The following is a 26,418-nucleotide window of genomic DNA, read 5'->3' as shown; positions in this document are numbered from 1 at the left end:
AAAATCAGCTAATAGCTAACAGCCAAAAGCCAATCGCTTTATATTTTTATCCTACCGAACCTTCCAAACTAATTTGAAGCAATTTTTGTGCTTCCACGGCAAATTCCATCGGCATTTTGTTAATTACCTCTTTTGCGTATCCGTTTACAATTAAACCTATAGCATCCTCGGTATTTATACCACGCTGGTTACAGTAAAAGATTTGGTCTTCACCAATTTTTGAAGTTGTAGCTTCGTGTTCTACCTTAGCGTTTTTATTACCTATTTCTAAATACGGGAAAGTATGAGCTCCACACTTATCGCCTAAAAGCAGTGAATCGCATTGTGAAAAGTTACGAGCACCTTGGCAGCTCTTGGCTACTTTTACCAATCCGCGATATGAATTACTACTCTTACCTGCCGAAATACCTTTAGAGATAATGGTACTCTTGGTATTATTACCAATATGTATCATTTTGGTTCCCGTGTCGGCCTGTTGAAAATGATTAGTTACTGCAACCGAATAAAACTCGCTCGACGAACCATCTCCTTTTAATATTGTAGAAGGATACTTCCAGGTTACTGCAGATCCGGTTTCAACCTGAGCCCACATTAGCTTCGAGTTTACACCTTCGCAGATTCCACGTTTGGTAACAAAATTGTAAATTCCTCCCTTACCATTCTTATCGCCAGGATACCAGTTTTGGACAGTAGAATATTTTACTTCTGCATTATCTTTTACAATAATTTCGACGATGGCAGCATGTAGCTGATTTTCGTCGCGCATTGGTGCGGTACATCCTTCAAGGTAACTTACGTAAGATTCATCTTCACATACAATTAAGGTACGTTCGAACTGACCTGTATTTTCAGCATTTATACGGAAATAGGTAGAAAGTTCCATTGGGCAACGCACTCCTTTAGGAATGTACACAAAGGAACCATCGGAGAATACTGCTGAGTTAAGAGCTGCAAAAAAGTTATCGCGATAAGAAACTACTGAACCCATATATTCCTGAATTAAATCGGGATGATCCTGGATAGCATCGCTAAACGAGCAGAAAATAATTCCTTTATCGGCCAAAGCCTCTTTAAAGGTTGTTTTTACTGATGATGAATCCATTACCACATCAACAGCTACTCCTGCCAAAAGTTTTTGTTCATCCAAAGGAATTCCCAACTTATCGAAAGTGGCCCTAATTTCAGGGTCTACCTCATCCATACTTTCCAGCTTGGCCTTTTGCTTTGGTACCGAGTAGTATATGATATCCTGATAATTAATTTCAGGAATCTTTAAATGTGCCCACTCTGGCATTTGCATTGTTGTCCAATGGCGATAAGCTTTTAGCCTGAATTCCAGCATAAATTCCGGCTCATTTTTAATCGCCGATATTTTTCTGATAATCTCTTCATTCAGACCTTTACCAATGTCCTCATTCTCGATATCGGTTACAAAGCCATATTTGTATTCGCTTCCGGTAACCTCATCTAATATTTTATCTTGTTCTTCTTTTGCCATGTCGTTTAATTATCAAGTAGAAAGCTTCGTTTAACCTATTGGAAAATGAAGGCTTTCAAAAGAATCCAACATTTAAATTTAAAAAGCTAAAATTTACCCCTATACATTTTGCCATGCAAATTCTACAAAAATGCCATAGCACACAAGAGTTAAGCCCTTACAAAATTTCATGCAAATATAACAAAGTATTTAGATATATTGTTGAAATAGATATAATAAAATACTTCTAAGTCCTTATTAACACAAATTCTGTTTCGCCGATCTTTTTTAAAGTTCAGAAAACTTATGCTTTTTGAATTAAAAGTAAACTATTTATTAGTCTTTAAACATTACAAAAAAACCCATAATTAATAATCAAAAGTAATTGGAACAAACTTTTATTTTCTTAAAAAGCTCGGGATTTATTTAACTACAAAAAGTGCAATTTAAAATTACATTCAATACAAAAAAAAACAGAACATATAGTTTGTAGATATAAAGAATATCATAAATGAAATTTTGGAACTATCACACTTACTACTCATTCATTTAACAAACCTCTATCAACCCACAACTATTCATAATACCATTAATCATTGATTAATATTATTTAACAACAACAAATCTTATACTGATCATTTTTTTACTAATTTAGGGTTACCTTTTTCGTTTTTTCGGAATTAAGGGGTAGAAACACATTTTACAAAGCAGTAATATATGAGCTACACTAAAACACTAAAAAGAGAAAAATATTTAAAAGAATTAATAGAAAAACAATGTACCGGAACACCAAAAGAACTGGCAGTTAAGATGGAAGTATCGGAGAGTACCGTTTATAGAATTCTAAAAGCACTTAAAGAGTTGGGAGAACCGATCGACTATTCCGAAAGCAAAAATACGTACTATTATAAGTAATAAAAACAGTACAATTTTTTTATTTTATTTCTAAAAAATGACGCCCAACTTTTCGCCTTATTTAGAATGCCCTACTTAACAAAAGTAAACAAACTTAATAAAACTACTATAAATACAATATTTACAGTAAAAATACCCCCCCGTTAAATAGACTTAATAAAAATAAGCTCACTCTCATATAATGCGAGTGAGCTTTTATAACTTGGCAATGAGTTTAATGAAGTGTACACGAAAAACTCAAAGCCCAAGATCTCGTTCGAGGAGATTAGGGCAAAATTAAATTAATTTTTTAGTATAAACATTTAATTTTTGTAAAAATGAAAAAATTGAATTTAGAACAAATGGAAAACATCCAAGGTGGAAAAACTTGTTGGGAACTATTAATGAAGGCTGGTGATAATATTACTAATGGTAGCAAGTTCGACCGTTTAATTAGAAAATATAAAAGACAGTGCCAGTAGATTAATTCAACATCCTGAGAGGTCTTTGTTAAGACCTCTCTTAATTATTCAAATTATGATTAAAACCTTAGGTTATACTTTTGCATTTATACTCTTATCTCTTACATCCTATTCTCAAGAAGTAATCATAAAGTCACAAATAATAGACAATAAAAGCGGCATCCCAATTCCTTATGCAAATATTTTCATACAAAAAACAGGCACCGGAACTGTCAGCAATAAAGAAGGAAAATTCAACTTATTTACTAAGCCTAATGATACAATTCAGATTAGTATGCTAGGGTATCAATCTAGAATAATGGCAGCAAAAAAGATTAAGGAAAAACTAAAATTATCAGCCTTAACATACTCTTTAAATGAAATCACAATTCACTCTCAAAACCCGATCGATGATCCTAAAGAAATCATACAAAAGTGCATAAAAAGAGCTCCAACATTTAGACCTGAAAAACACTATTTAAGTAATATATTTCTTAAACAAAGTCATCTGCTTAATAAAAACTATATAAAACATATTGAGGCCGCTTTAAATTGCTATTTTATCCCTAAAAAAGGCTTATGGAATATTAATGTAAACGAAAAAAGAAATAGTCATGAGAACAGGACTTTTGATTTTAAACATCTATATCAAGATTATTTACTATCAAAAAATATTGGAATTAGAAGATCTGTGAACAAAAGCTATAGAAAAATGCCACCTGAAAATGAACTAACTAAATTAATACCTTTAGTAGATCAATATAACTTCCCTATTTCAAAAAGCCTGAATAATTGTTTTTTTGCATGTTATCCTAACCTGAAAGTAAAGCGAAATTTGAAAACTTTGTTTAAACAACAACAATTTAAAATTGACTCTTTGATACAGGGAGAAGCAGAAAATTATTACAAACTAAAAATCTTACCTACCCATAAAGAATTACGAAAATATCCATTTATTACAGTAGGCTATCTGTTAATATCGATGAAAGATTTTGCAATTCATGAAGTTGAGATTGCTAAAGTTAAAAACCCTCGAGATAAAAGAGGTATAACATCTTTTATATCAGGAAATGGCATACAATCCAAAATTAAAATCCGATATAAGAAATTAAATGGAAAACTATATCCAACTTATTATTCAGAGGACTGTATAGATGAGTCAGCATCAAGCAGCTCTATGATTTTTAGTGGCAAATACCCATATATAAAAAGAGAACTAGTTTTCTGTCAAAACATCATAAACCAATCAGATATACAAGAACTTACCCCTAAAAAATGGCAAGATAATTTATATTTACCACAAAGATATCATGAAAAGTTCTGGCATAATTTTCCAACACTATCAGAAACCAAAAATGAAACTATCCTGAGAAAGTTTCTTGAGGCTCAAATTAAATTCAAAAGTATCAAATCAATAAAAAAATGAAAATCGTAAACAACACAAATACCCTCCTTTTATTTATACTATTTGTATCCCTTTCTTATTTTCTTCAGTTTACAAATTCAAAATTCATAATGTCTAAACAAATTTGGTATAATTATTTAGACAAAAAGGAAAGTGAAGAATTTAATGAATACAATAGCTACATAGCTGATTTTGAGGAAGATTTAAATGAAATATCTTTAGAAGGTTCAGATACATATGATTGGGATTATTTTCTAATTGATATTATATCTTTTATGATCCCTTTCTTAATTATTTGTTTGGGTCTATCTCTTTTAACTTTTACCATATTTCAATTCTCAGAGCAATTAAAGACCATTTCATTACGATTAATTTTTAAATCTACATTTTTAGCATATTTTATTTTCTTTATAAAAGATATTGCATCTTGTATTTGGTTTATTCTTATAAAAAAAGATTACCAACTAGAAGACATAAGAGTATTTCACAAAACAATAAATCCTTCCATATCTGATTTTTGGGTACATCCAAATCCTGATAGTTGGATAAATTTCTTTTTAGAAGATATTAATATTCTATTCATATTATTCACAATTACAATACTTATACTTGTAAAAAACACAACAAAACATAATATATTTACTCTTTCCAAATATTTGTATTTTTCAATTGTTCTGGGTTTAATATTATACGAAACCTTAATGATGTACATTTTACTTTAGAAAAGCATGACTAAAATTTTTTCAATAATTGGAATATTTTGCATTATTACATATTTAATGGTTTGTGTTATAGTTAAAGCAAGAAATTTAAAAATTCCAAAACAAAATAAAATAGAGTTAAAAAAAATTCCAAGCTTTGAATTTAAAACTTTAAACAACGAACTCTTGGGAAATTTAGATTTGGAAACAGGTCGAAGTACCATAATTATTCACTTTAGTCCTACCTGCGATTTCTGTGATCAGGAAGCCAAAATCATTAAAAATTATTATAGCGAATTTGAGAAGAGTCAAGTCCTTTTTGTGTCAAATCACAGTAAAAAATTAATGAAGCAATTTCAGGAGAAACACGAACTAGATGCATTCCCAAATATCTACTTTTTGCAATATCAAAAAAATCAATTCGAAGAACTATTTGGAAGTCATAAGTTACCATCTATTTTTATTTTCGATACACAATTTGGTCTACTTAAAAAATTAGATGAAGCCATAAGTGCCAAAACCCTTGTTAAATATACCAGAGCAGCCAATGATCGATAAAAGAATAAAAAAAGCAATGGTTCTGCAGCACGACGAAAAAGATTGTGGTGTAGCCTGTTTAAAAAGTATCATCAGGTATCATGGAAACGATATCTCCCTAGAGAAATTAAGAAGGGAAAGCGGAACAAATAGCAAGGGAACAAGTCTACTGGGATTGTATCAGTCTGCTCTTCAAAACCAACTAAATGCCGAAGGACTAGAAGGGTGCATCAATGATTTAAAAGCACTTCATCAGCCTGTTATTCTTCACGTAAATTTAGAAGGGAATTTTGAACATTATATCGTCTGTTTTCAATACAAAAACAGCAAATTTATTATTGGAGATCCTGCGGAAGGAATCGTAAAATATACCGATGAAGAACTGCAGAAAATCTGGCAATCGGGTTACCTTTTACAGCTATCACCCAATACGGAATTTAAAGCAAATGGATTTCATACCAATAAAAGTATCAAATGGTTAAAAGATCATTTAAAAGCAGACGAAAGCCTATTCATATCATCTCTTTTTTTGGGAATTATTCTTGCAATACTTGGGCTGACATCAGCTGTTTTCTCAGAACAATTAGTTGATGAAATTCTACCTCAAAAAAACTTTCATCTCCTTATAAAAGGAATAACAAGTTGGGGTATTCTTCTTCTCCTAAATAATATTTTCACCTATCTTAGGCAACTGTTGATGTTTCGTCAATCTTTTGAATTCAATCAAAGAGTAATAAAGTATTTCCTTGGTAAATTGATCTATTTACAAAAATCATTCTTCGATAGCAAAAAACAAGGCGACATGATCGCAAGAATGAACGATAGTCAAACCATTCAATCAGCAGTTCAATATGTATTGGGGCAGGCAGTAATTGATGCCTTACTTTTGATTGTATCTTTTTCTTTTTTGTTCTATTACAATAGCGAAACAGCTTTGTTTGCATTGGCAATTCTTCCCTTATTGGTTTTACTTCTTTCTCTCTTTTTAAAACCTATTAAATCGAAACAGAGAGATGTAATGATGCGACATGCTATTAATGAATCAAATTATATTGAAACCACAAATGGCATTCATTCTATAAAGAGTTTCCAGAAAGAAACATACTTTCAAAACAAGGCACAAGGAATCTATCAAAAATTCCAAAGGAGTATTTTTTCATTTAGAACCATTACTGCCAAATTTGATTTATCCATTGATAGCATCAATACTTTTTGTTTGATTCTTACCATTGCCTACACATCCTTTTTATTCATGGAAGGAAAAATACAATTGGGAGAATTAATTGCATCTCTAACCATTGTAAACATCTTAATAGATTCTGTTGAGAATCTGGTATTAGCAAACATCAACATTCAGGGTGCAAGAGTGGCCTTAGAACGTATGTTTGAATTCACCGAAGAAGAAAAGGAGTTCAAAACAGAAGATACTCCTGCTCCTTTGCAGTTTGAAGAATTGAAGTTTGAGAAGGTAAACTTTGCCTACCCCGGACAAGGCGCCTTATTAAAAGATATCAATTTCTCCATAAAAAAAGGAGAAATTACCTCCTTACTTGGAGAAAACGGGTGTGGTAAAAGTAGTTTATTACAAATTGCACAAAAGTTCTACACCAACTATTCAGGTGAAATCAAGGTGAATGGTGAAGATTTAAGAAATGTATCAACAGTAAATTGGAGGAATGCAATTGGTGTAGTGCCACAAAGCATTAAAATATTTAATGGTAGTATTCTTGATAATATTTGCATGGAAAATGGAGAAGAAAAGGAGAAGGAAATCATCACCTTTTGCAAACAATTGGGTCTGGATAAATATTTTAGCAAATTACATCACTCCTATCATACTTTGGTTGGCGAAGAAGGCATCAATCTTTCGGGCGGAGAAAAGCAAATGGTAGCATTGGCCAGAGCACTCTATCGCCAGCCACAAATATTAATACTCGACGAGGCCACTTCGGCCATGGACAGAAATACCGAAAATTTCATACTTGAACTATTAAAAAGTATGAAAGGAAATATTACCATTCTTTTCATTACCCATCGTTTACACATTCTTAAATCCTTTGATGGTAATATTCTAGTAATGGAAGATGGCAATATTAAAGCCAAAGGCAATCATAATCAGCTCTTAAAAGGCAACAACCTATATAGTAATTACTGGAACGATTTATTATATGCTTAACTTATACAATTTTGAAGAAACATGGGATTCTCTTAAACAGCACAAAAACCGTAATCTACTTACGGGTTTTGGAGTTGCCTGGGGAATTTTTATTTTGGTATTACTAGTAGGGGCAGGTAGTGGATTACAGAAAGGGATCATGATTCTGTTTAAAGATTACACTCAAAATAGTTTGTGGATATACGGAGGTGAAACGAGTATGTCGAAACCCGGACAAAGGTCGGGAAGGACAGTTGATTTTAAAGAACATGAATTAAGGTTGTTTGCTCATCGATATCCTGAGATACTGGAAATTTCGCCTGAAATAAACTATCCTGGTAAAAAACTACATTCAAAATTCAAGTCGTACAAAAGATTCCAATGCTACGGAGTAAATAACTCCTATTTTAAAATTAAAACATTTAATGTTGAAAAAGGAAGATTACTAAACAGTAATGATGATAATTCACATGCAAAAGTTGTAGTTATCGGCAAACAAATTGCTAAAGCACTTTTTGGAAAAGAAGATGCCATCGGAAAATTCATATCCTTAGATGGAGTTTGGCTAAGAATTGTTGGTATACTAGCCGAAAAATCAATGTTTTCAAACAATCAGCAACAAATTTACATCCCCTATCAAACATTAAAAGATCAATATAATTATGGTAAAACCATAGATTGTTTTAGTATTTCTTTAAACTCAGACACCTCGCCAATCACATTTGAAGAATATTTTAAAACTTACCTAGCCAAAAGATATTCATTTCATAAAAACGATAAGAACGCTATCTACATAGAAAATTTGCAAGCTGATGCCAAAGCTTTTAATAGCTTATTCAAATCCATACAATTTTTTTTATGGATAGTGGGAATATGCATGCTGCTTAGCGGAATAGTTGGCGTTAGCAATATTATGCTGGTGGTAGTAAAAGAAAGAACTCAGGAAATTGGTGTTCGAAAAGCCATAGGTGCTCCCCCAGGAAATATACTGTTTATGATTATAAATGAATCGATAGCCATTACATTAATTTCAGGCTTAGTAGGATTAACTGCAGCTTCGCTTATCGTATTTTTGATTAATGCTTCGATGAGTGCAATAATTAGCGACAAAAGTTCAATATTTAAAGGTTTGGATGTTAATATTCCCATTGCCATTGGAGCACTAATCTTACTCGTTCTTGCCGGAGCTATTGCCGGACTTTATCCAGCAAAAAAAGCAGCTTCGGTACTACCAATTAAAGCCTTAAACTCAGACAACCAATAGATTTTAAAATGAAAAACAAAGCAAACATTACCGTTATTATCTTTATTATTATCATTATTGGTGGATTTTTACTGATCAAGTATAGTGGAAACAATGCAAAATACATTGCAACAGAAAAACCTAAAATCGTAAATCTTAAATTGCGACAATACCTATCTGGCATTCTTGTCCCCAGTAAGGAAATCGAAATCAAATCTCAAATATCAGGGATTTTAAAAAAAATGAATGTTAAAGCAGGCGATACCATCAAAAGAGGCGATCTAATAGCAGAAGTGAGTATTCTACCTAACCCACAAAATATCGAAACCGCTTCGAATACCCTTACTACCTGCCAGATTAATTTTTCAAAATGCGAAAAAGAATACAAACAATATCAAAATCTGTTTCAGAAACAGGTGGTTGCTGAACAGGAATTTGACAAGTACCGAGATGCTTATTTAATTAGTAAAGAAGAATTGAAATCGGCAAAAAAACAATTGGAAATCATTGAAAAAGGATACACCAATGATCAAAAAAACATTCCCAACTTTATTCGATCAACAGTATCAGGTACAGTATTGGAAATTCCTTTAAAAGAAGGAGCTAGTATTACAGAACGTAACAACTTTAATGCTGGAAGCAACCTAGCAATTATTGCCAATTTAGAGTCTCTTATTTTCAAGGCGAAAGTAAATGAATCGGACGTTGTATACCTTAAAAAAGGAATGGATCTTACTATAGAAATTAGTGCCCTAAAGGATCAACAGATACAAGCCGAATTGACTCACATCACTCCAAAGGCAAAAGAGGAAAATGGCATTATGAAATTTGATATTGAGGCAAGAGTAAAGAACGACAAAAAAATTCAACTCTACCCGGGTTTTTCGGCCGTTGCCGAAATGATTCTCGATAGGCGCGACAGTGTTTTAACAATAAAAGAACGCAACCTTATTTTTAAGAACGACAGCATTTATGTGGAATTGCTCGATGAAAATTACCACAAACAAAAAAGAGTAGTTAAAACTGGCCTTTCCGATGGTTTAAGGATTGAAATTCTGGAAGGCTTGAGTATATCGGATAAGGTGAAGGTGCAGAATAACTAAACTAATTCTTGATTATGAAATTCTTACTATTCCTATTTTTAACAACAACACAATTCATTGCCTACTCGCAAACATCAGTACAAGGAATCATTAACGACACCAACAATAGTCCTATACCCAACACTCATGTTTATCTAAAGAATAATCCACAAATTGGTACAATAACCAATACCGATGGAATTTTTCACTTGTCGTGCCCAAATGAAACAGATTCTGTTCTTGTAATTTCCCATATAAAGTACAATAGCAAGGAAGTAAGAATCAACAAAATCAATAGCTTTCAGTTACAATTAAAGGATAATCAAATTCAGGAAGTTAAGGTTACAGCCTTAAGTGCATCATCTATTCTTCATAAGTTTTATGAGAAAATAAAGAAAAACCACGAACTGGAACCTGTACGCTACAAAGCCTTCACAAGAATATTATCATCAAAAGACTCGGCTCTTTATATGATTGAGGAATATTATCTTGATTTGTACTCAAACAAGTCTCACAATACTCTTTTTAATATCATTAAATGTAGAATTAAACCCACAAACAAATACGGCAAAAAAAGATTTAAAAATCACCGCCTTATTTCCCTTTCGCAAATGCGATCGGATAATCTTTTTAAATACAAAGAGGATATTCTGAATAAAAGAAAACTGCAGAATTACGATATTAAATTAAAAGGATACACCACTCTTAACAATCGTGACAATTACATTATAGGCTTTTCGAATAGGAACAACAAATACGACAAGGGTTCTCTTTTAATCGATACAGAAACATTTGCTTTAAGCTCTGCAAAATTCCGAGACAAAACCATCAATTTCTTCTTAAAAAAAGGCAAGTGGTACATCAGAAATGTAAGTACTAAATTTACTAATATAGCACACGAAACCATACAAAGAATCAGCATTTACGAACTGCAAGAAACAACAGAAAAGCTTCCGGAGAAAAAACCACTAATGGTAGAAAAAACCAAAGCTTTTAGAGGAGATTTTAATGATGATTTCTGGGAAAATTTCACTCACATTCCTATTGAAGAGAAGTATTTGAAACAGATAAATAATTCGAATATCTAAATAAGATTACTTAAAATTTATCAAACCGAACAACTTTTAAAGATCCAAAAGTTTTCAATGCAGAAAATTAAATTATAATTCTAAAAAATGACGCCCAACTTTTCGTCTTATTTAGAATGCCCTACTTAACAAAAGAAAACCCACTTAATAAAACTACTGTAAAAACAATACATTCGGGAAAACTCCCCACTGTTAAATAAACTTAATAAAAATAAGCTCACTCTCATATAATGCGAGTGAGCTTTTATAACTTGGTAATGAGTTCATTCAAGTGTACACACGAAAAAACTCAAGCCCAAGATCCCGTTCGAGGAGATAGGGCCAATTTACTATTATATTTTTCTTAATCCTAAAAATTAAAGCCCAATGAAAAACAACGATTTAATTCAAGTAGTCTTCACCGAAGAAGAATTAAGCGAAAACAACACCCATTTAGATGCATTACTTAGTACTGCAAACAAAAATGCACCTGGTTTAACTCCTGAGCAGCGCTCAACCTTTGGTTCTATTAACGAAACCAACAAATTGCTGGTAAATAAAGCCAGAGTGATTATGCAGGAAAATCCAAAATACATTCCAAATTTTGTTAATTTGGAGGAGTTTGAGAGAGATTTTTTAGCAAGAGAAAATATTGAAGGCATGATCCGCAAGCTGGATCAGATAAGATCAAAATTGAACGACACCAAAATCTTACTGGACAATGATAATTACCTGGATACAATGGCTTATTATCGTGCCGTTCGATATTATGCAAGCGAACACGATCAGGAAGCCATGCCTCTGTACGATGAGCTAAAACAATTCTTCCCCAACCACAATGGTACAAAAGAAGAGAAATAATACCTATATAAATTGGCTTCAGCAAAGATGTAATAAAATAGAAAGCAGAACTAATTTATGGGTTCTGCTTTTTTTTGCCTCCAAAAGCATGAAACCACAAAAACTCCTGCTTGTTTGTAATTCTGCATGACTTTACAACACCAAAATCGGGTATCGAAGAACAATTCTTGTTAAAAAAGACACAGTACATCGTGGCTCGATACACACCCAGACTTAAAAAAGACACGATTCCGATTAAAACTTTTAACACGAAGCATACCTCGACCCACCCTCTGGTTAAAAATTTTAACCCAAAGTGTGTATCGAACCACACTTGCGGTTAAAAAGTTTGACATGAATCGTGGTTCGAACCACGATCTAGGTCAAAAGTTTTGGATGTGAGGTCAAAAAATTATTGTTAAGCATTTATCTAATCTGACCAGTTTCAAACCTTTTCCCCAATACCCCCTCACGGCATCTGCATCGCTCTTATGATATAGCTATCAATAAAAACACACAACCATACTATTAAATATAGTATATATTTATATTTCAATACTTTAACAAACATACCATAGCTACATCACAACATCTTAGTAATAGAATTTAATTCATTTTTTACGTAGCTACAGATATTTTACATACATTTGACAGATTCAAATAATTTAAATATGAAAATTAACATGAAAACAAACACCTTATTAAAGAACATTATCACTCTATGCTTTATTGCTATTATTCCTGCCTGCAATAGTTCGAAACAAAACGAACTACAAGAGGCTATCGAAAAAGTCATCTTACCTCAACTAGATGCCCCTAAAAGCTATGAATTTGCATCATTACAAATATTGGATACAATTACTTTTAAATCTAATGTTAAACACGACAAGCTTCACATTAAGCAGATAATTGAAAACAACACAAACAAAATTAACCGAACGAGAAAACTCCACTCATCCGAAAGTAAAGAAAGACTCGATTTCTTTTTAAGCGATGAAATATCTGCAGTGAAAATTTACTCCAAAGCATTAGAGAAATTAGATTCTATTGAAAAACAACTTATTCCTCAAATTAACCAGACTGCAGCCTACATATGCAAATACAAATTCAGATCAAATAACGAATTGGGAAACCTTTCACTCACTACCATTTACTTTGAAATTACACCATCCCCAAGCTATACTATTTTAAATATTCAAACAGACGCGAAAAAACTCTCTACGACTCCTGGTGATTATCCCGGCAAAGACCTCGTAAAAAGCGAATTAAAAAAATACGAAAGTCCTCAGGACATATTGAATAAATTTAAAAATGCCTTAAGCAATAACTAAAAACCTAAACATGAGCACAACTACCATAATCATACTATCTCTACTTGCCATTATTATTCTAATTCTAATTGGATATGGAACATGGAGCTGGGCAAAATCAACATATAATTATAACATCTTTAATTGGGGAGTAATACTAAAAGGAATAATTGGTGCTAGCTGCCTTACGATTGGTGTATTATTATGTACTCAAAGAGGAGAGATTCTCACTTTTTCAGAAATGATTTTTGATACAGGCACAATCATCCTCCTAGCAATAGGAATTGGACTATTTTTATGGAATTTTGTTTCCACCTTACTAAATACAAATTTAATAATCGCCATCATCTCATTCCTATATCAAATAATCTTAATTTATTTCGTATTTAAAATAATTGGAAAAACAATGTCAATAATAAAAGGAGAATAACAAAAATATGACCTGGATAACAAAAGAAAAAAAAGGAGAATTAGCACTTACAGGCTTACAAGGAGGACTCAACTTACTCCAAACATGGACAGAAACAAATGCTCAAACAAAGAAAGAAGTTGCTCAAAATAATAAAATTGATGACAAGCGTTTAAATGAAATCCTTAAGATTAATGAAGAGTACACTACAAAAATAAACAATCTTCTATATGACACTGAGTTAGGTTGCAAATTTAAATCAACCGAAGATATCTTTATCATGATAATTGAAATCATCATGTTAGATTTAGAATATGATTATCATGAAATAATCAACAATTTCACGAGAACAATTGACACAGAGGAATTTATTCAAGCACATCAAAAGGCAGTTAAAGAACGAGAAGTTAGATTAGAAACAGAATACCAAGAAAAACTTAATAGGTACGAAACAAAAATGAAAGAATACGAAGACAAAATGAAAGAACAACAGTCTAAAAGTTTTTTCAAAAGAATTCTTTCCGAAGAAATCAAAAAACCTCGCAAACCAATACGCAGAGAATAAAATAATAGTATCATTTTTCATATTTTTGCGTCTTCAAAAGCAAAATATGAACAGCATTAACCCTAAAGAATTGGCGCTACACCTGGGGATTTATCTAATAATCATCCTGGTAATAGCGCTAAAATTTTTCCCAAAAAAAAGCATTAATCTTTATCAGGAAAGAGGAAAATCTTTCATGTGGATTTTTATATCCGCAGGCATGTTTACCTCCATTTTCAATTTTTCATCTGACCTTTTATTTTTAGAAGCAGTCGCAGAAAAAGGATTTTCAGGCTTATGGCTACTTTCTTCTGGCATATTTGCCATAGGATTTTCTCCAATTCTATTTGGTCCATTTTGGTCAAAATTAAAACTCTCAACAGAGAATGAATTCTGCCTATTCAGATATTCTGGCAATGGAGCAAAAGCCCTTCAGATATTTAGAGCAATATATTTAGGTTGCATCGTAGTTCCATTATTAATTAGCTTCCATCTTCTAGCATTTCAAAAATTCTCAAGCCTCTTATTTGGATGGAATCCAAAAGAAGCATTGAGCGCAATCATCATTTGCCTAAGCATCCTTTTATTTAAAAACTCATTTCGTCAGGAAGTTAGAATCAACACCTTAAATGGAATCATCCAAATCATAGCTATGTTCATAGTCTTTTACTATAGCATACAATTAATCGATGGCTCTTTCATTAACTTTTGGTCTCATTTCAAAGAAAACAATTCTGAATTAATAAATATATTTCCATCACACGATCAAACAAAAGGAGAAAATGATTTATGGGTATTCTTACTACTCCAATGGTGGTCAATATCAATACTAGATAACTCAAATGTAAGCGCTCACCGGTTCATGAGTATCAATTCGAGTTGGAAAACTTTTCTAGCAATTTTCCTTCCCACATTTCTATTTTTCGGCATTTCATTTATTCGATCCATTGTTTTTGACACTTACATTTCAACCCATCCTCACTGGGCTGACAACATCAACACATCCCTCTTGGAAATGTATCTTAAGTTTATTCCTGAATTATTAAAACCCATTGTAATAATAGCTTTACTAATGGCTTTTATTAATGGAATAGAAGAATTATTCAATTGGGGATCGAGCATGTTAAATTTTGATTTATACAAAGGATACATCAACAAAACAGCATCAGATAACCACTACAAGTACTCTGGATATGCAATCATGTTCCTACTTCTATTCATCGGATCTACAATAAGCAATTGGCAGGATTCATTTCTCAGATTAATTAAATTCTTTTTTTCGATATCAGCCGGAGTGGGTCCTGCTTTTATTGCAAGGTGGTTTTGGTGGAGAATGAATGCATGGGCACAATTATCAGCAATGTTAAGCTCACTCCTATATGCGGTACTATATAACTATCTCATTACAAACTCAACAATATTTTATGAATTCACAACAAACACTTCATCTACACTCCACATTTCCGATTTTTACACCAAACTTATCATTCTAAGTTTATCTGTCATTTTCACATGGATAATAACTGCATTATTCACTCCTAAAGACAACAACGATACTTTACAGAAATTCTATACAACAGTTCAACCAGGAGGATTTTGGCCATGGGCAAATAAAAATGACAATCTTATTTTATTAAAAAAGATATGTTGGATTCTACTATTCTCATTAGCCAACATCACAATTGTAATTGGAGGATGGATTCTAAAATACCACAATCTTACTTTAGGCTCTTTACTTATTCTTACATCAATCATTATCTTTATATCAGGAGTATTTAAAATAAAGAAAATATTACAATAGTTTTGTAACTTACATGCAGAATTTAATAGTCTATAAATAAATCTTAACACACTTCAATCCCACATAATGAACATTCTGGAAATATTAAATACAACAGATTTTATAGAAAAGTATTTAGATGAATCGCAATTCCCTAATGGATATAAATATTCAGATATTGACGAAATTTCTTTAGTAGAAGACGACCAGGTGAAAAGCAACGAAATAGATGGGGTAATTGAGGTTTCTTTCATTGGAAATTTTAGAAAAAGAAGTGAGTTCATTAAACACGATGAAGAAACCACTCTTTGGGTAGATTATACTGCCCAAAACACCGATACTGAATACGACTTTAAAATCACAAATTACGAGCTTAAAAAAACCAGATCTTTATTTCCAGACAAAATTCTCTTCTTAAAATCTGTAAAATCTGTCCGATCTCCAAAAACCTTAATAAAAAAAGAAGTTGAAGTTATACATATACCTCCCAAATACATAATCGATGACAACAACAACAAAATTGTTATGGAATCTTCCAATGGACTAAGGTTCGTAACTGCATTGCTTTATTATATCGATTACTATTGTGTAGGAGTAAGATGGCACTCTTTAAATGGTCTTGGCACACCTCAATCCACAGCCAAAAGCACATGGATGATCCTACCTCAGGAAGTCGGAATTAACCTTATTGAATTCTATCAAAAAATGAATTATGGATTTGTAGAAAATGATGCGCAATATTTTCTTGATAAACTACACTCGAACAAAACAATTAGAATAAAAGATTAATTATAGACCTGACAGGTTTAAAAAACCTGTCAGGTCTAATTTAATATTTTCCCTACCTTTGCAAGCAAATTCTATTAAAAGATAATTACATCACATAGGCAACATTATGCAAGAAAACAAGGCACAGGGAACCGATATTTCATCAATGGGAGAATTCGGTTTAATCAAACATCTTACTAAAAACATCAAGTTAAAGCACGAGAGCACCAATGTTGGTATTGGCGACGATGCTGCCGTATTGGATTACAGCAATAAAAAAACTGTTGTTACTACCGATTTATTGGTAGAAGGAATTCATTTCGATTTAATGTATACCCCACTAAAACATTTGGGTTACAAGAGTATTGCAGTAAATGTTTCGGATGTTTATGCCATGAATGCTTGTCCTAAACAGGTAACTGTATCTATTGCAATCTCAAAACGATTTACTGTTGAAGCAATAGAAGAAATTTATGATGGCATCCGTTTGGCTTGCGAAAATTACAATGTCGATTTGGTGGGTGGAGATACAACTTCATCGCTAACCGGAATGTGTATTTCGGTAACTGCTATTGGTGAAGCTAAAGAAGAAGAATTAGCATACAGAAGCGGTGCTAAAGTAAACGATCTAATCTGCGTAAGCGGAAATTTGGGTGCTGCCTATGCTGGTTTACAATTACTAGAGCGCGAAAAACGTGTTTTCGATAGTAACCCAAACATGCAACCTGACTTAACTGGCCACGATTACATTTTAGAGCGCCAGTTAAAGCCGGAAGCCAGAAAAGATATCTACGAAAGATTAAAAGAGGCTAAAATTGTTCCTTCTTCTATGATTGATATCTCTGATGGATTATCGTCGGAATTGATGCATATCTGTGAAAAATCGAAAGTAGGTTGTCAAATTTATGAGGAAAAAATTCCTGTCGACTACGAAACCCATAAAATGGCCGAAGAGCTGAACATGAACTACAGCACTTTCTCACTTAATGGTGGAGAAGATTATGAATTACTTTTTACTGTTCCTTTGGATAAATTCGATGATATTGAAAAAATGGAAGACGTAAAAGTAATTGGCCATATTACCGAAGAATCGAAAGGTCTTTATTTGGTTACCCGCGATAATGTGGAAATTGAATTACAGGCTCAGGGATGGAATCCGTTGAAGGAAGAGTAATCCACAAATGCACTCAAATAAACACAAATAAGTAAAAAAATATCATATAAAACACATCCTGAGGGTATCACTCCATGTGATGCTCTCAGTTGTTTAATACAAGCTATATTTTTTTTAGATTGATACCTTCACTTGAAGTGAAAGCATCAAACTAAAAACAAAAAAATGAAAAAATACTCCTATACCTACCTATCTAAAGTTCGCTTTCTATTCATCTTGTTATCAATGCTATTTACAGTATTGATTGGTGCTGTACTACTACTCGTATCAATAAAACCATCAATCAACTGGTCTATATTTATACTTTTCTCACTTCCTATATTGTTTGTCATACTCTTGAACCTTCTAGCAAGAAAACAGGCTGAGATTAAAACATTATTAATTACGGATATAGGCATCCAATATGATGATCAACTTGTAATGTGGGAACAAATTAAATGGTACCGATTCGACCATAGCCCAAAAGGTTCTTATGAAAAAATAGTAATTCAAACTTTAGATGAAAGATTTCGAATCCATTATTTTGATACCAAATCACACAAAAAAGACTGGAAGCAACTAAAGAATAATTTGAAAATTGCCATTGAAGAGAATTGCCCAGATTTGGAGAAAGCAAAACTGTTTTAAACTAACTTATTCTGTCCTTCTTATCAATTCTCTAAAAAACAAAAAACTGATTTTAAAATTCTTCACAATTTAACCTGCCCTTTCAGGGCGAATCCATCTATTCGTTATCAACTAACCCAATGCGTTGCATTGGTCTGAATTAGGTTGCCTTTATTAACCAAGTATTAAATTCTTATAAAGAATATTTTCTTTCAATTGAAATTCTGTCACGAAGTGATTAAATTTGAGTAACCACCTATGAAATAGGTGGATAATCCCAAAACACTTTACAATTCCCTGAAGGGGATAAACAGAGAACTTATGAGTAGCTACAAACAAATCTATTACCACATTATTTTCAGAACTAAAAGAAGTGAAAAGACCATCCCAACAGAACATTCCAAAAAACTATTCGCCTACCTACTCGGAATTATCAAGAATAAACAATGTCATCTATACCGAATAAATGGAATGGAAGAACACATACATTTATTAAGCGATCTTCATCCTAGTATAGCTCTTGCTGATTTTTTAAGAGATTTAAAAACATCATCTTCAATTTGGTTAAAACAACAACCCGAATTTAAAGATTTTAAAGGATGGGCTGATGGATATGCTGCTCTCACAAAATCATTTCATGAAAAAGAACAAATTATTAACTATATCAAAAATCAACAAAACCACCACAAAAAAGAGTCTTTTACTGAAGAACTTCGCAGATTATTAATAGAAGATGGTATAGAAATTAATGAAAAGTATTTCTTAAAATAATTGAATTTACCCCTTTCAGGGGAAATCTTGTACATTGCATACATACCACCCGATTCCCGGGTGGTTATTCACCTTTTACCTCTCCGAGGCATTAAATTCATAAAATAATTTCCTTCAATTTAAATTCTGTACAAAGTGAATACATCTAAATAACCCCCATTAAATAGGTGAATAATCCCAAAACACTTTACAATTTCCTGAAGAGAAGCAAATAAAAAAAGTGAGACCCTCTCACGAAGATCTCACTTTTTTTTATGCTGTTTGCGATATATCAATCTGGAAAATAACCTCTCATGATCCCACGCTTAGAATTCTTCACAAAAAGAATAATTTCATCACGCTCGGGAGAAGCAGGCATTTCGGCCTCAATCGCTTCTAAAGCTTTAAAATTATTCATTCCTTTTTGGTACAGGTAACGATATACATCCTGAATTTCACGAATTTTTTCGTTTCCAAACTCACGACGACGCAATCCAATTGAGTTCACACCAATGTATGAAACCGGTTCACGACCAGCTTTCACATAAGGAGGAATATCCTTACGAACCAATGATCCGCCTGATACCATAACATGAGAACCAATATGAACAAACTGGTGAACAGCTACTAATCCACTTAGAATTGCAAAGTCATCAATAATAACTTCACCTGCAATTTGCGATGCATTACCAACAATAATGTTGTTCCCTAAAATACAGTCGTGAGCGATGTGAGAATAGGCCATCAGCAAACAATTGTTACCTACAATTGTTTTTCCTTTTGCTGCTGTTCCTCTATTAATGGTTACACATTCTCGAATGGTTGTATTATCACCTATTTCAACAGTTGTTGTTTCGCCACGGAACTTTAAATCTTGTGGAACTGCTCCAATTACAGCTCCAGGAAAAACAGTACAGTTTTTACCAATTCGGGTTCCCTCTAAAATGGTTGCGTTAGAACCAATTCGGGTTCCTTCCTCAATCACAACATTTTTATCAATCGTTACGAATGGCTCAATCACTACATTATCAGCGATTTTTGCCTCTGGATGCACGTATGCTAACGGTTGCTTCATTTTTTTTATATTTCATTACAAACAAACCATAAATTCAAAGAATGATCTGTCTGGTAGTAGTTAGTATCTATTTCTTTTTTGCAATCTGAGCCATAAACTCACCTTCTGCAACAACAGTATCACCAACAAAAGCTAAACCGCGCATATTAGCAACTCCCCTACGAATTGGAGATAAAAACTGCAATTTAAAAATAAGAGTATCTCCGGGAACAACTTTTCGTCTAAACTTAATGTTGTTTTGAGTTAGGAAGTAAGTAGAATAATTCTCAGGATCATCGACCTGATTTAATACCAAAATACCTCCACATTGAGCCATAGCTTCGACCATAAGTACACCTGGCATTACTGGTTCTCCCGGAAAGTGACCAACAAAGAAAGGCTCATTCATTGTTACATTCTTAACACCTACAATAGAGTCTTCCTTAATATCAATAATTTTGTCAACCAACAAAAAAGGCGGACGGTGCGGCAATAAACCCATTATTCCATTAATGTCTAATACTGGCTCTTTATTTGGGTCGTAAGCCGGAACTGAATCTTTTCCCATTTCTTTTTTAATTCGTTTGATTAATAATTTTGCCATTTCGGTATTGGGTCCGTGACCCGGACAAGATGCAATCACCTTTCCTTTAATGAACTTACCACACAGAGCAAGATCACCCATTACATCAAGTAATTTATGACGCGCACATTCATTCTCGAAATAAAGTTCGAGATTACTAAGAATCCCTTCTTTTACTTCCACATGCTGATGATCGAATAAATCTGCAATTCGGTTAAGCTCTTTTTGGTCCATAACCTGATCCATAATTACAATGGCGTTATCCAGATCACCTCCTTTTACCAAATTATTATTTAATAAGAATTCCAGCTCACGTACAAAAACAAAGGTACGACACATCGAAATCTCATTTTCATAATCCTTTAATGATGTTAATCTTGCATATTGATTTCTCAAGACTTTCGAATCGAAAGAAATCATAGCATCTACACTATATTCATTATCAGGAAGAATTGTTAACTCCGAACCGCGGGCTTCATCTTTATAGGTAATTGGCTCTTTAACGAGGTAATATTCACGTTCTGCATTCTGCTCAACAATACCTGCTTTCAAAATTCCATCTACATAAAACTTTGCACTTCCATCTAAAATTGGAGGCTCTGGAGAATTCATCTCAATCATGCAGTTGTCCACTTCCATTCCATACAATGCCGATAAAGCATGTTCGATGGTTTGTACTTTAAACTCTCCTTTTTCCAAAACAGTCCCTCTCGATGTATCTCCAACAAATTCGGCACTTGCCTTTACTATTGGTTGCCCTTCAAGATCTACTCGTTTAAACTGATATCCATGATTTTCAGGAGCAGGTACAAATTTAATAGACACCTCTAAACCCGTGTGAAGCCCTTTTCCTGTTAATGTAAATTCTTTTGCTAATGTTCTCTGCTTATCTGCCATAAAACCGACAATAATGTTTTTGATATACTATTTCGGAAATAGAAATCCCCCTATTTCTCCTCTTGAATCTTCTTTACCTGTTTCTCTAAATCCATAAGTTGTTCTCTCATCTTTGGCAGATTTTTAAACAATACATAAGATTTTTGATAAGGTCCAAATTCAAATGCTGGCGATCCCTGAACAACAGCACCCTCTTTTTTAATGTTTTTGCCAATACCCGATTGAGCGGCTATTTTAACTTCATTTGCAACAGACAGGTGCCCGGCAAAACCAACTTGTCCGCCAATCATGCAATTTTTACCAATTTTAGTACTTCCTGCAAGACCTGTTTGCGATGCAATAACAGTATTTTCTTCTATTTCTACATTGTGTGCAACCTGAATAAGATTATCCAGTTTTACACCTTTACGAATAATGGTCGATCCCATTGTAGCACGGTCCACACAAGTGTTAGAACCAATCTCAACATAATCTTCTATTATCACATTTCCCACCTGAGGAACTTTTTTATAATCATTAGCCGAGGAAGGTGCAAAACCAAATCCGTCGCCACCAATTACTACCCCCGAATGAAAAATACAATCCGATCCAATTTTACAACTATCGTAGATTTTTACTCCCGAATTCAGAATGGTATTGTCGCCAATTACAACATTATCGCCCACATAGACATGAGGATAAATTTTTACGTTAGTTCCAATTTTTACGTTAGTTCCAATATAAGCAAAAGCACCAATATAAGGTTTTTCGCCAATAGTGGCTGTTTTACTAACATACGACGGCTCTTCCACTCCAATTTTTTGTGGTTTACTCTGCTCATACATCTCAAGCAATTTTGCCAAAGACTGGTATGCATCATCAACACGAATTAAAGTAGCCGAAATTTCTTTCTCTGCTTTAAAATCCTTATTTACCAATACAATTGATGAATTGGTAGTGTAGATATAATGTTCGTATTTAGGATTTGCTAAAAAAGATAGAGTTCCTGGTTTTCCTTCTTCAATTTTGGATACATTGTTTACTGCAACACTATCGTCGCCATCAACTTCTCCATTAAGGAACTCTGCAATATCTTGTGCCGTAAAGTTCATTTGTTCTGTTTTTTATCAGATACATTTTGTTTTTTTCAAACAAAGAATTGGCCCTTATTATTCTAAAGCCTAACCCTCCAATATATCTGATTAATACGAAAAAAATTTCTGCAAATCTAACAATTATTTAACGCAGATAAAATTTTTTTCCAGATTAAGCCCAATTTACAAGCACTTAAATCCTGAATATCTGCAACATAAAGCAACCCCACCCTTAAGATTAAGCGAAGTTAATTTTTGGATAGCAGAGATAGAATTTTTTCACCGTTTTAGATAAAACATCAACATTCAACATATCCGATGCTTCAGCAATATCGCAACAAGTCTCATCTTTATTTAAAATGCTAATATGATCTTCTCCCGAACTGTAGGCATTATTACTAATATCACCAGATATCACCAAAAAATCGAGCGCATGATCGGAACACCCAAAAAAGCTTTTTATTTCGCTTCGTACTTTCTGAATATAGTCGGCAGTAAATTCTGTTTTTTGTATTTCTATCTTAAACAAGCGTCTGTCGCGGATACACCTACTCATGTAAGACAATACTTTATCGCTGTGCTTCGACCATACTTTAATGCATACCATAATATCATCATCATCAAGATCTGCAAAAACTTCCAATGCGCTGCGACCATTTTCAATCGGCTCTAAACTCTCAAACCTGTCAATTCCAACCTTATTATACAGAAAATAACGCAATGCTGGCGTTGTAAAAAGTTCCTCTCCTCGTTCGGCCAAATATTTTGCTCTTTTTAGCACATAAACCATCATCTCTTCGGCTGCAATAACTGTTTTATGCAAATAAACTTGCCAGTACATTAGTCTGCGAGCAATTAAGAATTTCTCGATTGAGTATATTCCTTTAGCCTCCACCACTAAATTATCCTTACGCACATCAAGCATTTTTATAATTCTTGCAGAACCCACCACACCCTCGGTAACACCGGAAAAGAAACTATCGCGACGCAAATAATCCAAACGATCCATATCGAGCTGGCTGGAAACCAACTGATTTAAAAATCGCTTAGGGTATTTATTATTAAAAATCTGAATAGCCAAATCGAGCTCACCATTAAACTGTTGATTAAGGCGATTCATAAACAGATCTGAAATTTTCTCGTGTGTAATTCCCTCTACAATACTATATTCGAGAGCATGCGAGAAAGGACCATGCCCAATATCATGCAATAAAATAGCAGCACATACTGCTTCTTCCTCTTCATCGGTAATCTCATTACCCTTCGATCGCAAAACTTCAATTGCCAGTCCCATTAAATAGGTAGCTCCTAATGCATGCTGAAAACGGTTATGAAATGCACCAGGAAAAACCAAATACGTTAAGCCCAGCTGTTTTATTCTTCTTAAACGCTGAAAAAATGGATGCTCCACTAAATAACTGGAAATTCCATTGGGAATATGAATAAAACCATGAACCGGATCGTTAACAATCTTCTTTTTTACTCTATTAATTTCAGACATACACACTAAAGAATTGAGTTTAAAACAAATGTATAAAAAGCTGAATAAAATGCCTATGAAAGAAAAAAATCATCACTTATTGAAATGCAGGTTTCATAGTAAGCCCAATGAACTAAGCAGAGCTAAATATTTATCCAACTGAATATTAAACCAAAAATTATTAAAATTATATCGTAAAAAAGTAAGGCTTTTAATAAAAAAAAATTCTTTAGGAGTTAGAATCCAATAATTTAGAGGAATGCCATTTGCTTTTTAAAACATTTATCTCTAATTTTGCATCGAAAAGTAAAAGTAACGTGTACTTTAGGGGGCGGAAAGTCCCCTATTTTATTGACATTAACCGATATATGATTGATAAAAAAAATGTACTTGAAATTGTTGAAAAAGAGATTGCCGATACAGATCTATTCATTGTGGATATAACTGTATCGACGAGTAATGCAATTTCAGTAATGATTGACAGTATGGATGGTGTACCAATTAGCACCTGTATTGAGTTAAGTCGGGCAATTGAAAAAAACTTTGATCGAGATATTGAAGATTTTGAACTTCAGGTTGCTTCGGCAGGAATCGGTCAACCATTCCAGGTCATTCAACAATACCATAAAAACATTGGTAAAGATGTGGAAATCCTTACTACCGAGGGATTAAAACAAAAAGGGAAATTAATCACCGTAGGTGAAAACGAAATAACAGTTGAGGTTGAAGAGAAAGTAAAAGTTGAAGGTAAAAAGAAGAAGCAAGTCATTCTTACGCCATACACTTTCACTTTTGATCAAATTAAAACAACAAAAGATATCATTACTTTTTAACAAGTAAACAGCTGAATAACATGAATCTTATTGAGACTTTTTCAGAATTTAAAGAATTGAAAAACATCGATCGTGCTACCATGATGAGTGTTTTAGAAGATGTATTTAGAAATCTTCTATTAAAGAACTATGGTACCGATGAAAATTTTGATATAATTATAAACCCAGATAAAGGTGACTTGGAAATCTGGAGAAACCGTGAGGTGGTTGCAGATGGAGAAGTTGAAGATTCGAATCTTCAAATTTCACTTTCCGAAGCAAAAAAGATTGAAGAGGATTATGAACTTGGAGAAGAAGTAACCGATGAAGTTAAATTTTTAGATTTCGGAAGACGATCAATTTTAACATTACGTCAGAATCTTTCAGCCCGTATTTTGGAATTAGAAAAAGATAATATCTTTAATAATTACAAAGATCGTATTGGTGAAATTATTACTGGTGAGGTTTATCAGATCTGGAAAAAAGAAATTTTAATTTTGGATGATGAAGGCAATGAACTAATTCTTCCAAAAACAGAACAAATACCATCTGACTATTTCCGTAAAGGAGAGTCGATAAGAGCTGTTGTTATTCGTGTAGAAGTGAAAAACAATAGCCCGTTAATTATTATTTCGAGAACTTCTCCTGTATTCCTTGAGAGATTATTTGAACTAGAAGTTCCTGAAATTTTCGATGGACTAATAACCATTAAAAAAATCGTTCGTATCCCTGGTGAGAGAGCTAAAGTTGCTGTTGAATCGTACGACGAAAGAATTGATCCTGTTGGAGCTTGTGTGGGAATGAAAGGATCGAGAATACATGGTATTGTTCGTGAATTAAAAAATGAGAACATTGATGTAATCAATTATACAACCAACAAGCAATTGTTTATTACAAGATCATTAAATCCTGCAAAAGTTTCTTCTGTGAAGATTTTAGAAGAAGACGGGCGCGCTGATGTATATTTGAATCCTGAAGAGGTTTCATTAGCAATTGGTAAAGGTGGTTTAAATATTAAACTAGCCAGTCAGCTTACAGGATACGAAATTGATGTATATCGCGAAAAAGCAGCTGATGAGAGCGAAGAAGATGTTAATCTTTCGGAGTTTGCCGATGAGATTGACAGTTGGATCATTGATGAATTGAAGAAAATTGGTTGCGATACTGCAAGAAGCGTATTGGAACTTTCGGCTGAGGAATTGGAAAAGAGAACAGATTTGGAAATTGAAACTATTAATGAAATTTTAAACGTTTTTAAATCCGAATTTGAATAATCCGCTTTAGGTAATTCCTCATAAAATTATTGAAACGGCACA

General features: G+C 33.1%; 24 protein-coding genes. 19 read left to right on the top strand and 5 right to left on the bottom strand.

The features are described from left to right. Positions 1-46: 46 nt before the first annotated feature. Positions 47-1,498, bottom strand: coding sequence for a Fe-S cluster assembly protein SufB (sufB, locus tag ACT3CE_RS17650; RefSeq protein ID WP_444711089.1), 1,452 nt, complete (start codon positions 1,496-1,498; stop codon positions 47-49). A gap of 696 nt (positions 1,499-2,194) precedes the next feature. Here sufB and ACT3CE_RS17645 point away from each other — a divergent pair. The 17 genes from ACT3CE_RS17645 (at position 2,195) to tnpA (ending at position 19,224) form a co-directional block, all read left to right on the top strand. Continuing rightward, on the top strand, positions 2,195-2,392 hold the full coding sequence (locus tag ACT3CE_RS17645; RefSeq protein WP_320117517.1) for a helix-turn-helix domain-containing protein: 198 nt from the start codon (positions 2,195-2,197) through the stop codon (positions 2,390-2,392). A gap of 516 nt (positions 2,393-2,908) precedes the next feature. Continuing rightward, entirely contained in the window at positions 2,909-4,258 is a 1,350-nt protein-coding gene (locus tag ACT3CE_RS17640; protein ID WP_444711088.1) for a carboxypeptidase-like regulatory domain-containing protein, read from the top strand. Positions 4,259-4,347: 89 nt separating this feature from the next. Next, positions 4,348-4,959, top strand: a complete 612-nt coding sequence (locus tag ACT3CE_RS17635) for a hypothetical protein (protein ID WP_444711087.1) — start codon at positions 4,348-4,350, stop codon at positions 4,957-4,959. 6 nt (positions 4,960-4,965) lie between these two features. Beyond that, entirely contained in the window at positions 4,966-5,496 is a 531-nt protein-coding gene (locus ACT3CE_RS17630; protein WP_444711086.1) for a peroxiredoxin family protein, read from the top strand. Continuing rightward, entirely contained in the window at positions 5,486-7,651 is a 2,166-nt protein-coding gene (locus ACT3CE_RS17625; RefSeq protein WP_444711085.1) for a peptidase domain-containing ABC transporter, read from the top strand. The genes ACT3CE_RS17630 and ACT3CE_RS17625 overlap by 11 nt, the downstream gene beginning before the upstream one ends. Then, the gene (locus tag ACT3CE_RS17620) at positions 7,644-8,894 is read left to right on the top strand and encodes an ABC transporter permease (protein ID WP_444711084.1); all 1,251 of its coding nucleotides are present in this window, start codon (positions 7,644-7,646) and stop codon (positions 8,892-8,894) included. Before ACT3CE_RS17625 ends, ACT3CE_RS17620 begins: the two co-directional genes overlap by 8 nt. A gap of 8 nt (positions 8,895-8,902) precedes the next feature. Beyond that, complete coding sequence (locus tag ACT3CE_RS17615; protein WP_444711083.1) at positions 8,903-9,976, top strand: efflux RND transporter periplasmic adaptor subunit; 1,074 nt, start codon at positions 8,903-8,905, stop codon at positions 9,974-9,976. Positions 9,977-9,990: 14 nt separating this feature from the next. After that, complete coding sequence (locus ACT3CE_RS17610; RefSeq protein ID WP_444711082.1) at positions 9,991-11,043, top strand: carboxypeptidase-like regulatory domain-containing protein; 1,053 nt, start codon at positions 9,991-9,993, stop codon at positions 11,041-11,043. 366 nt (positions 11,044-11,409) lie between these two features. Further along, positions 11,410-11,883, top strand: a complete 474-nt coding sequence (locus ACT3CE_RS17605; protein ID WP_444711081.1) for a hypothetical protein — start codon at positions 11,410-11,412, stop codon at positions 11,881-11,883. Between the two features lie 650 nt (positions 11,884-12,533). Beyond that, positions 12,534-13,193, top strand: coding sequence for a hypothetical protein (locus ACT3CE_RS17600; RefSeq protein ID WP_444711080.1), 660 nt, complete (start codon positions 12,534-12,536; stop codon positions 13,191-13,193). A gap of 10 nt (positions 13,194-13,203) precedes the next feature. After that, positions 13,204-13,602 carry a hypothetical protein gene (locus ACT3CE_RS17595; RefSeq protein WP_444711079.1) on the top strand — a complete coding sequence of 133 codons (399 nt, stop codon included), beginning with the start codon at positions 13,204-13,206 and terminating at the stop codon, positions 13,600-13,602. Between the two features lie 7 nt (positions 13,603-13,609). Then, a complete protein-coding gene (locus tag ACT3CE_RS17590; RefSeq protein ID WP_444711078.1) occupies positions 13,610-14,146 on the top strand; it encodes a hypothetical protein in 537 nt (178 codons plus the stop codon). A 46-nt stretch (positions 14,147-14,192) separates the two neighbouring features. After that, on the top strand, positions 14,193-15,926 hold the full coding sequence (locus ACT3CE_RS17585) for a sodium:solute symporter family transporter (RefSeq protein ID WP_444711077.1): 1,734 nt from the start codon (positions 14,193-14,195) through the stop codon (positions 15,924-15,926). A gap of 66 nt (positions 15,927-15,992) precedes the next feature. Beyond that, on the top strand, positions 15,993-16,694 hold the full coding sequence (locus ACT3CE_RS17580) for a hypothetical protein (protein WP_444711076.1): 702 nt from the start codon (positions 15,993-15,995) through the stop codon (positions 16,692-16,694). A gap of 106 nt (positions 16,695-16,800) precedes the next feature. Next, on the top strand, positions 16,801-17,847 hold the full coding sequence (gene thiL, locus ACT3CE_RS17575; protein WP_444711075.1) for a thiamine-phosphate kinase: 1,047 nt from the start codon (positions 16,801-16,803) through the stop codon (positions 17,845-17,847). A 165-nt stretch (positions 17,848-18,012) separates the two neighbouring features. Further along, on the top strand, positions 18,013-18,474 hold the full coding sequence (locus ACT3CE_RS17570) for a hypothetical protein (RefSeq protein WP_444711074.1): 462 nt from the start codon (positions 18,013-18,015) through the stop codon (positions 18,472-18,474). Between the two features lie 300 nt (positions 18,475-18,774). After that, positions 18,775-19,224, top strand: coding sequence for an IS200/IS605 family transposase (gene tnpA / locus ACT3CE_RS17565; RefSeq protein WP_444711073.1), 450 nt, complete (start codon positions 18,775-18,777; stop codon positions 19,222-19,224). Between the two features lie 271 nt (positions 19,225-19,495). On the opposite strand, the gene lpxA is transcribed toward tnpA, so the two are convergent. The 4 genes from lpxA to ACT3CE_RS17545 form a co-directional block, all read right to left on the bottom strand. Next, on the bottom strand, positions 19,496-20,278 hold the full coding sequence (lpxA, locus tag ACT3CE_RS17560; RefSeq protein ID WP_320117535.1) for an acyl-ACP--UDP-N-acetylglucosamine O-acyltransferase: 783 nt from the start codon (positions 20,276-20,278) through the stop codon (positions 19,496-19,498). A gap of 67 nt (positions 20,279-20,345) precedes the next feature. Beyond that, on the bottom strand, positions 20,346-21,737 hold the full coding sequence (locus ACT3CE_RS17555) for a bifunctional UDP-3-O-[3-hydroxymyristoyl] N-acetylglucosamine deacetylase/3-hydroxyacyl-ACP dehydratase (protein WP_444711072.1): 1,392 nt from the start codon (positions 21,735-21,737) through the stop codon (positions 20,346-20,348). A 50-nt stretch (positions 21,738-21,787) separates the two neighbouring features. Continuing rightward, entirely contained in the window at positions 21,788-22,828 is a 1,041-nt protein-coding gene (gene lpxD / locus ACT3CE_RS17550; RefSeq protein ID WP_444711071.1) for a UDP-3-O-(3-hydroxymyristoyl)glucosamine N-acyltransferase, read from the bottom strand. 220 nt (positions 22,829-23,048) lie between these two features. Then, on the bottom strand, positions 23,049-24,311 hold the full coding sequence (locus ACT3CE_RS17545; protein ID WP_444711070.1) for an HD domain-containing protein: 1,263 nt from the start codon (positions 24,309-24,311) through the stop codon (positions 23,049-23,051). 347 nt (positions 24,312-24,658) lie between these two features. Between ACT3CE_RS17545 and rimP the strand changes: the two genes are divergently transcribed. Both rimP and nusA read left to right on the top strand, forming a co-directional pair. Continuing rightward, positions 24,659-25,123, top strand: a complete 465-nt coding sequence (gene rimP, locus ACT3CE_RS17540; protein WP_444711069.1) for a ribosome assembly cofactor RimP — start codon at positions 24,659-24,661, stop codon at positions 25,121-25,123. Positions 25,124-25,143: 20 nt separating this feature from the next. Continuing rightward, positions 25,144-26,376 (top strand): transcription termination factor NusA, encoded by a 1,233-nt coding sequence (gene nusA, locus ACT3CE_RS17535; RefSeq protein ID WP_444711068.1) that lies wholly within the window; start codon positions 25,144-25,146, stop codon positions 26,374-26,376. Positions 26,377-26,418: the final 42 nt, after the last annotated feature.

This window comes from Marinifilum sp. RC60d5 (assembly GCF_052400665.1).
Taxonomy (GTDB): Bacteria; Bacteroidota; Bacteroidia; order Bacteroidales; family Marinifilaceae; genus JBQTGK01.
This window is presented reverse-complemented; position numbering and strand designations above follow the sequence as displayed.

Coding starts and splice junctions, on each gene's coding strand:
- sufB (WP_444711089.1), bottom strand. CDS start 1,498: ATGGCAAAAGAAGAACAAGATAAAATATTAGATGAGGTTACCGGAAGC.
- ACT3CE_RS17645 (WP_320117517.1), top strand. CDS start 2,195: ATGAGCTACACTAAAACACTAAAAAGAGAAAAATATTTAAAAGAATTA.
- ACT3CE_RS17640 (WP_444711088.1), top strand. CDS start 2,909: ATGATTAAAACCTTAGGTTATACTTTTGCATTTATACTCTTATCTCTT.
- ACT3CE_RS17635 (WP_444711087.1), top strand. CDS start 4,348: ATGTCTAAACAAATTTGGTATAATTATTTAGACAAAAAGGAAAGTGAA.
- ACT3CE_RS17630 (WP_444711086.1), top strand. CDS start 4,966: ATGACTAAAATTTTTTCAATAATTGGAATATTTTGCATTATTACATAT.
- ACT3CE_RS17625 (WP_444711085.1), top strand. CDS start 5,486: ATGATCGATAAAAGAATAAAAAAAGCAATGGTTCTGCAGCACGACGAA.
- ACT3CE_RS17620 (WP_444711084.1), top strand. CDS start 7,644: ATGCTTAACTTATACAATTTTGAAGAAACATGGGATTCTCTTAAACAG.
- ACT3CE_RS17615 (WP_444711083.1), top strand. CDS start 8,903: ATGAAAAACAAAGCAAACATTACCGTTATTATCTTTATTATTATCATT.
- ACT3CE_RS17610 (WP_444711082.1), top strand. CDS start 9,991: ATGAAATTCTTACTATTCCTATTTTTAACAACAACACAATTCATTGCC.
- ACT3CE_RS17605 (WP_444711081.1), top strand. CDS start 11,410: ATGAAAAACAACGATTTAATTCAAGTAGTCTTCACCGAAGAAGAATTA.
- ACT3CE_RS17600 (WP_444711080.1), top strand. CDS start 12,534: ATGAAAATTAACATGAAAACAAACACCTTATTAAAGAACATTATCACT.
- ACT3CE_RS17595 (WP_444711079.1), top strand. CDS start 13,204: ATGAGCACAACTACCATAATCATACTATCTCTACTTGCCATTATTATT.
- ACT3CE_RS17590 (WP_444711078.1), top strand. CDS start 13,610: ATGACCTGGATAACAAAAGAAAAAAAAGGAGAATTAGCACTTACAGGC.
- ACT3CE_RS17585 (WP_444711077.1), top strand. CDS start 14,193: ATGAACAGCATTAACCCTAAAGAATTGGCGCTACACCTGGGGATTTAT.
- ACT3CE_RS17580 (WP_444711076.1), top strand. CDS start 15,993: ATGAACATTCTGGAAATATTAAATACAACAGATTTTATAGAAAAGTAT.
- thiL (WP_444711075.1), top strand. CDS start 16,801: ATGCAAGAAAACAAGGCACAGGGAACCGATATTTCATCAATGGGAGAA.
- ACT3CE_RS17570 (WP_444711074.1), top strand. CDS start 18,013: ATGAAAAAATACTCCTATACCTACCTATCTAAAGTTCGCTTTCTATTC.
- tnpA (WP_444711073.1), top strand. CDS start 18,775: ATGAGTAGCTACAAACAAATCTATTACCACATTATTTTCAGAACTAAA.
- lpxA (WP_320117535.1), bottom strand. CDS start 20,278: ATGAAGCAACCGTTAGCATACGTGCATCCAGAGGCAAAAATCGCTGAT.
- ACT3CE_RS17555 (WP_444711072.1), bottom strand. CDS start 21,737: ATGGCAGATAAGCAGAGAACATTAGCAAAAGAATTTACATTAACAGGA.
- lpxD (WP_444711071.1), bottom strand. CDS start 22,828: ATGAACTTTACGGCACAAGATATTGCAGAGTTCCTTAATGGAGAAGTT.
- ACT3CE_RS17545 (WP_444711070.1), bottom strand. CDS start 24,311: ATGTCTGAAATTAATAGAGTAAAAAAGAAGATTGTTAACGATCCGGTT.
- rimP (WP_444711069.1), top strand. CDS start 24,659: ATGATTGATAAAAAAAATGTACTTGAAATTGTTGAAAAAGAGATTGCC.
- nusA (WP_444711068.1), top strand. CDS start 25,144: ATGAATCTTATTGAGACTTTTTCAGAATTTAAAGAATTGAAAAACATC.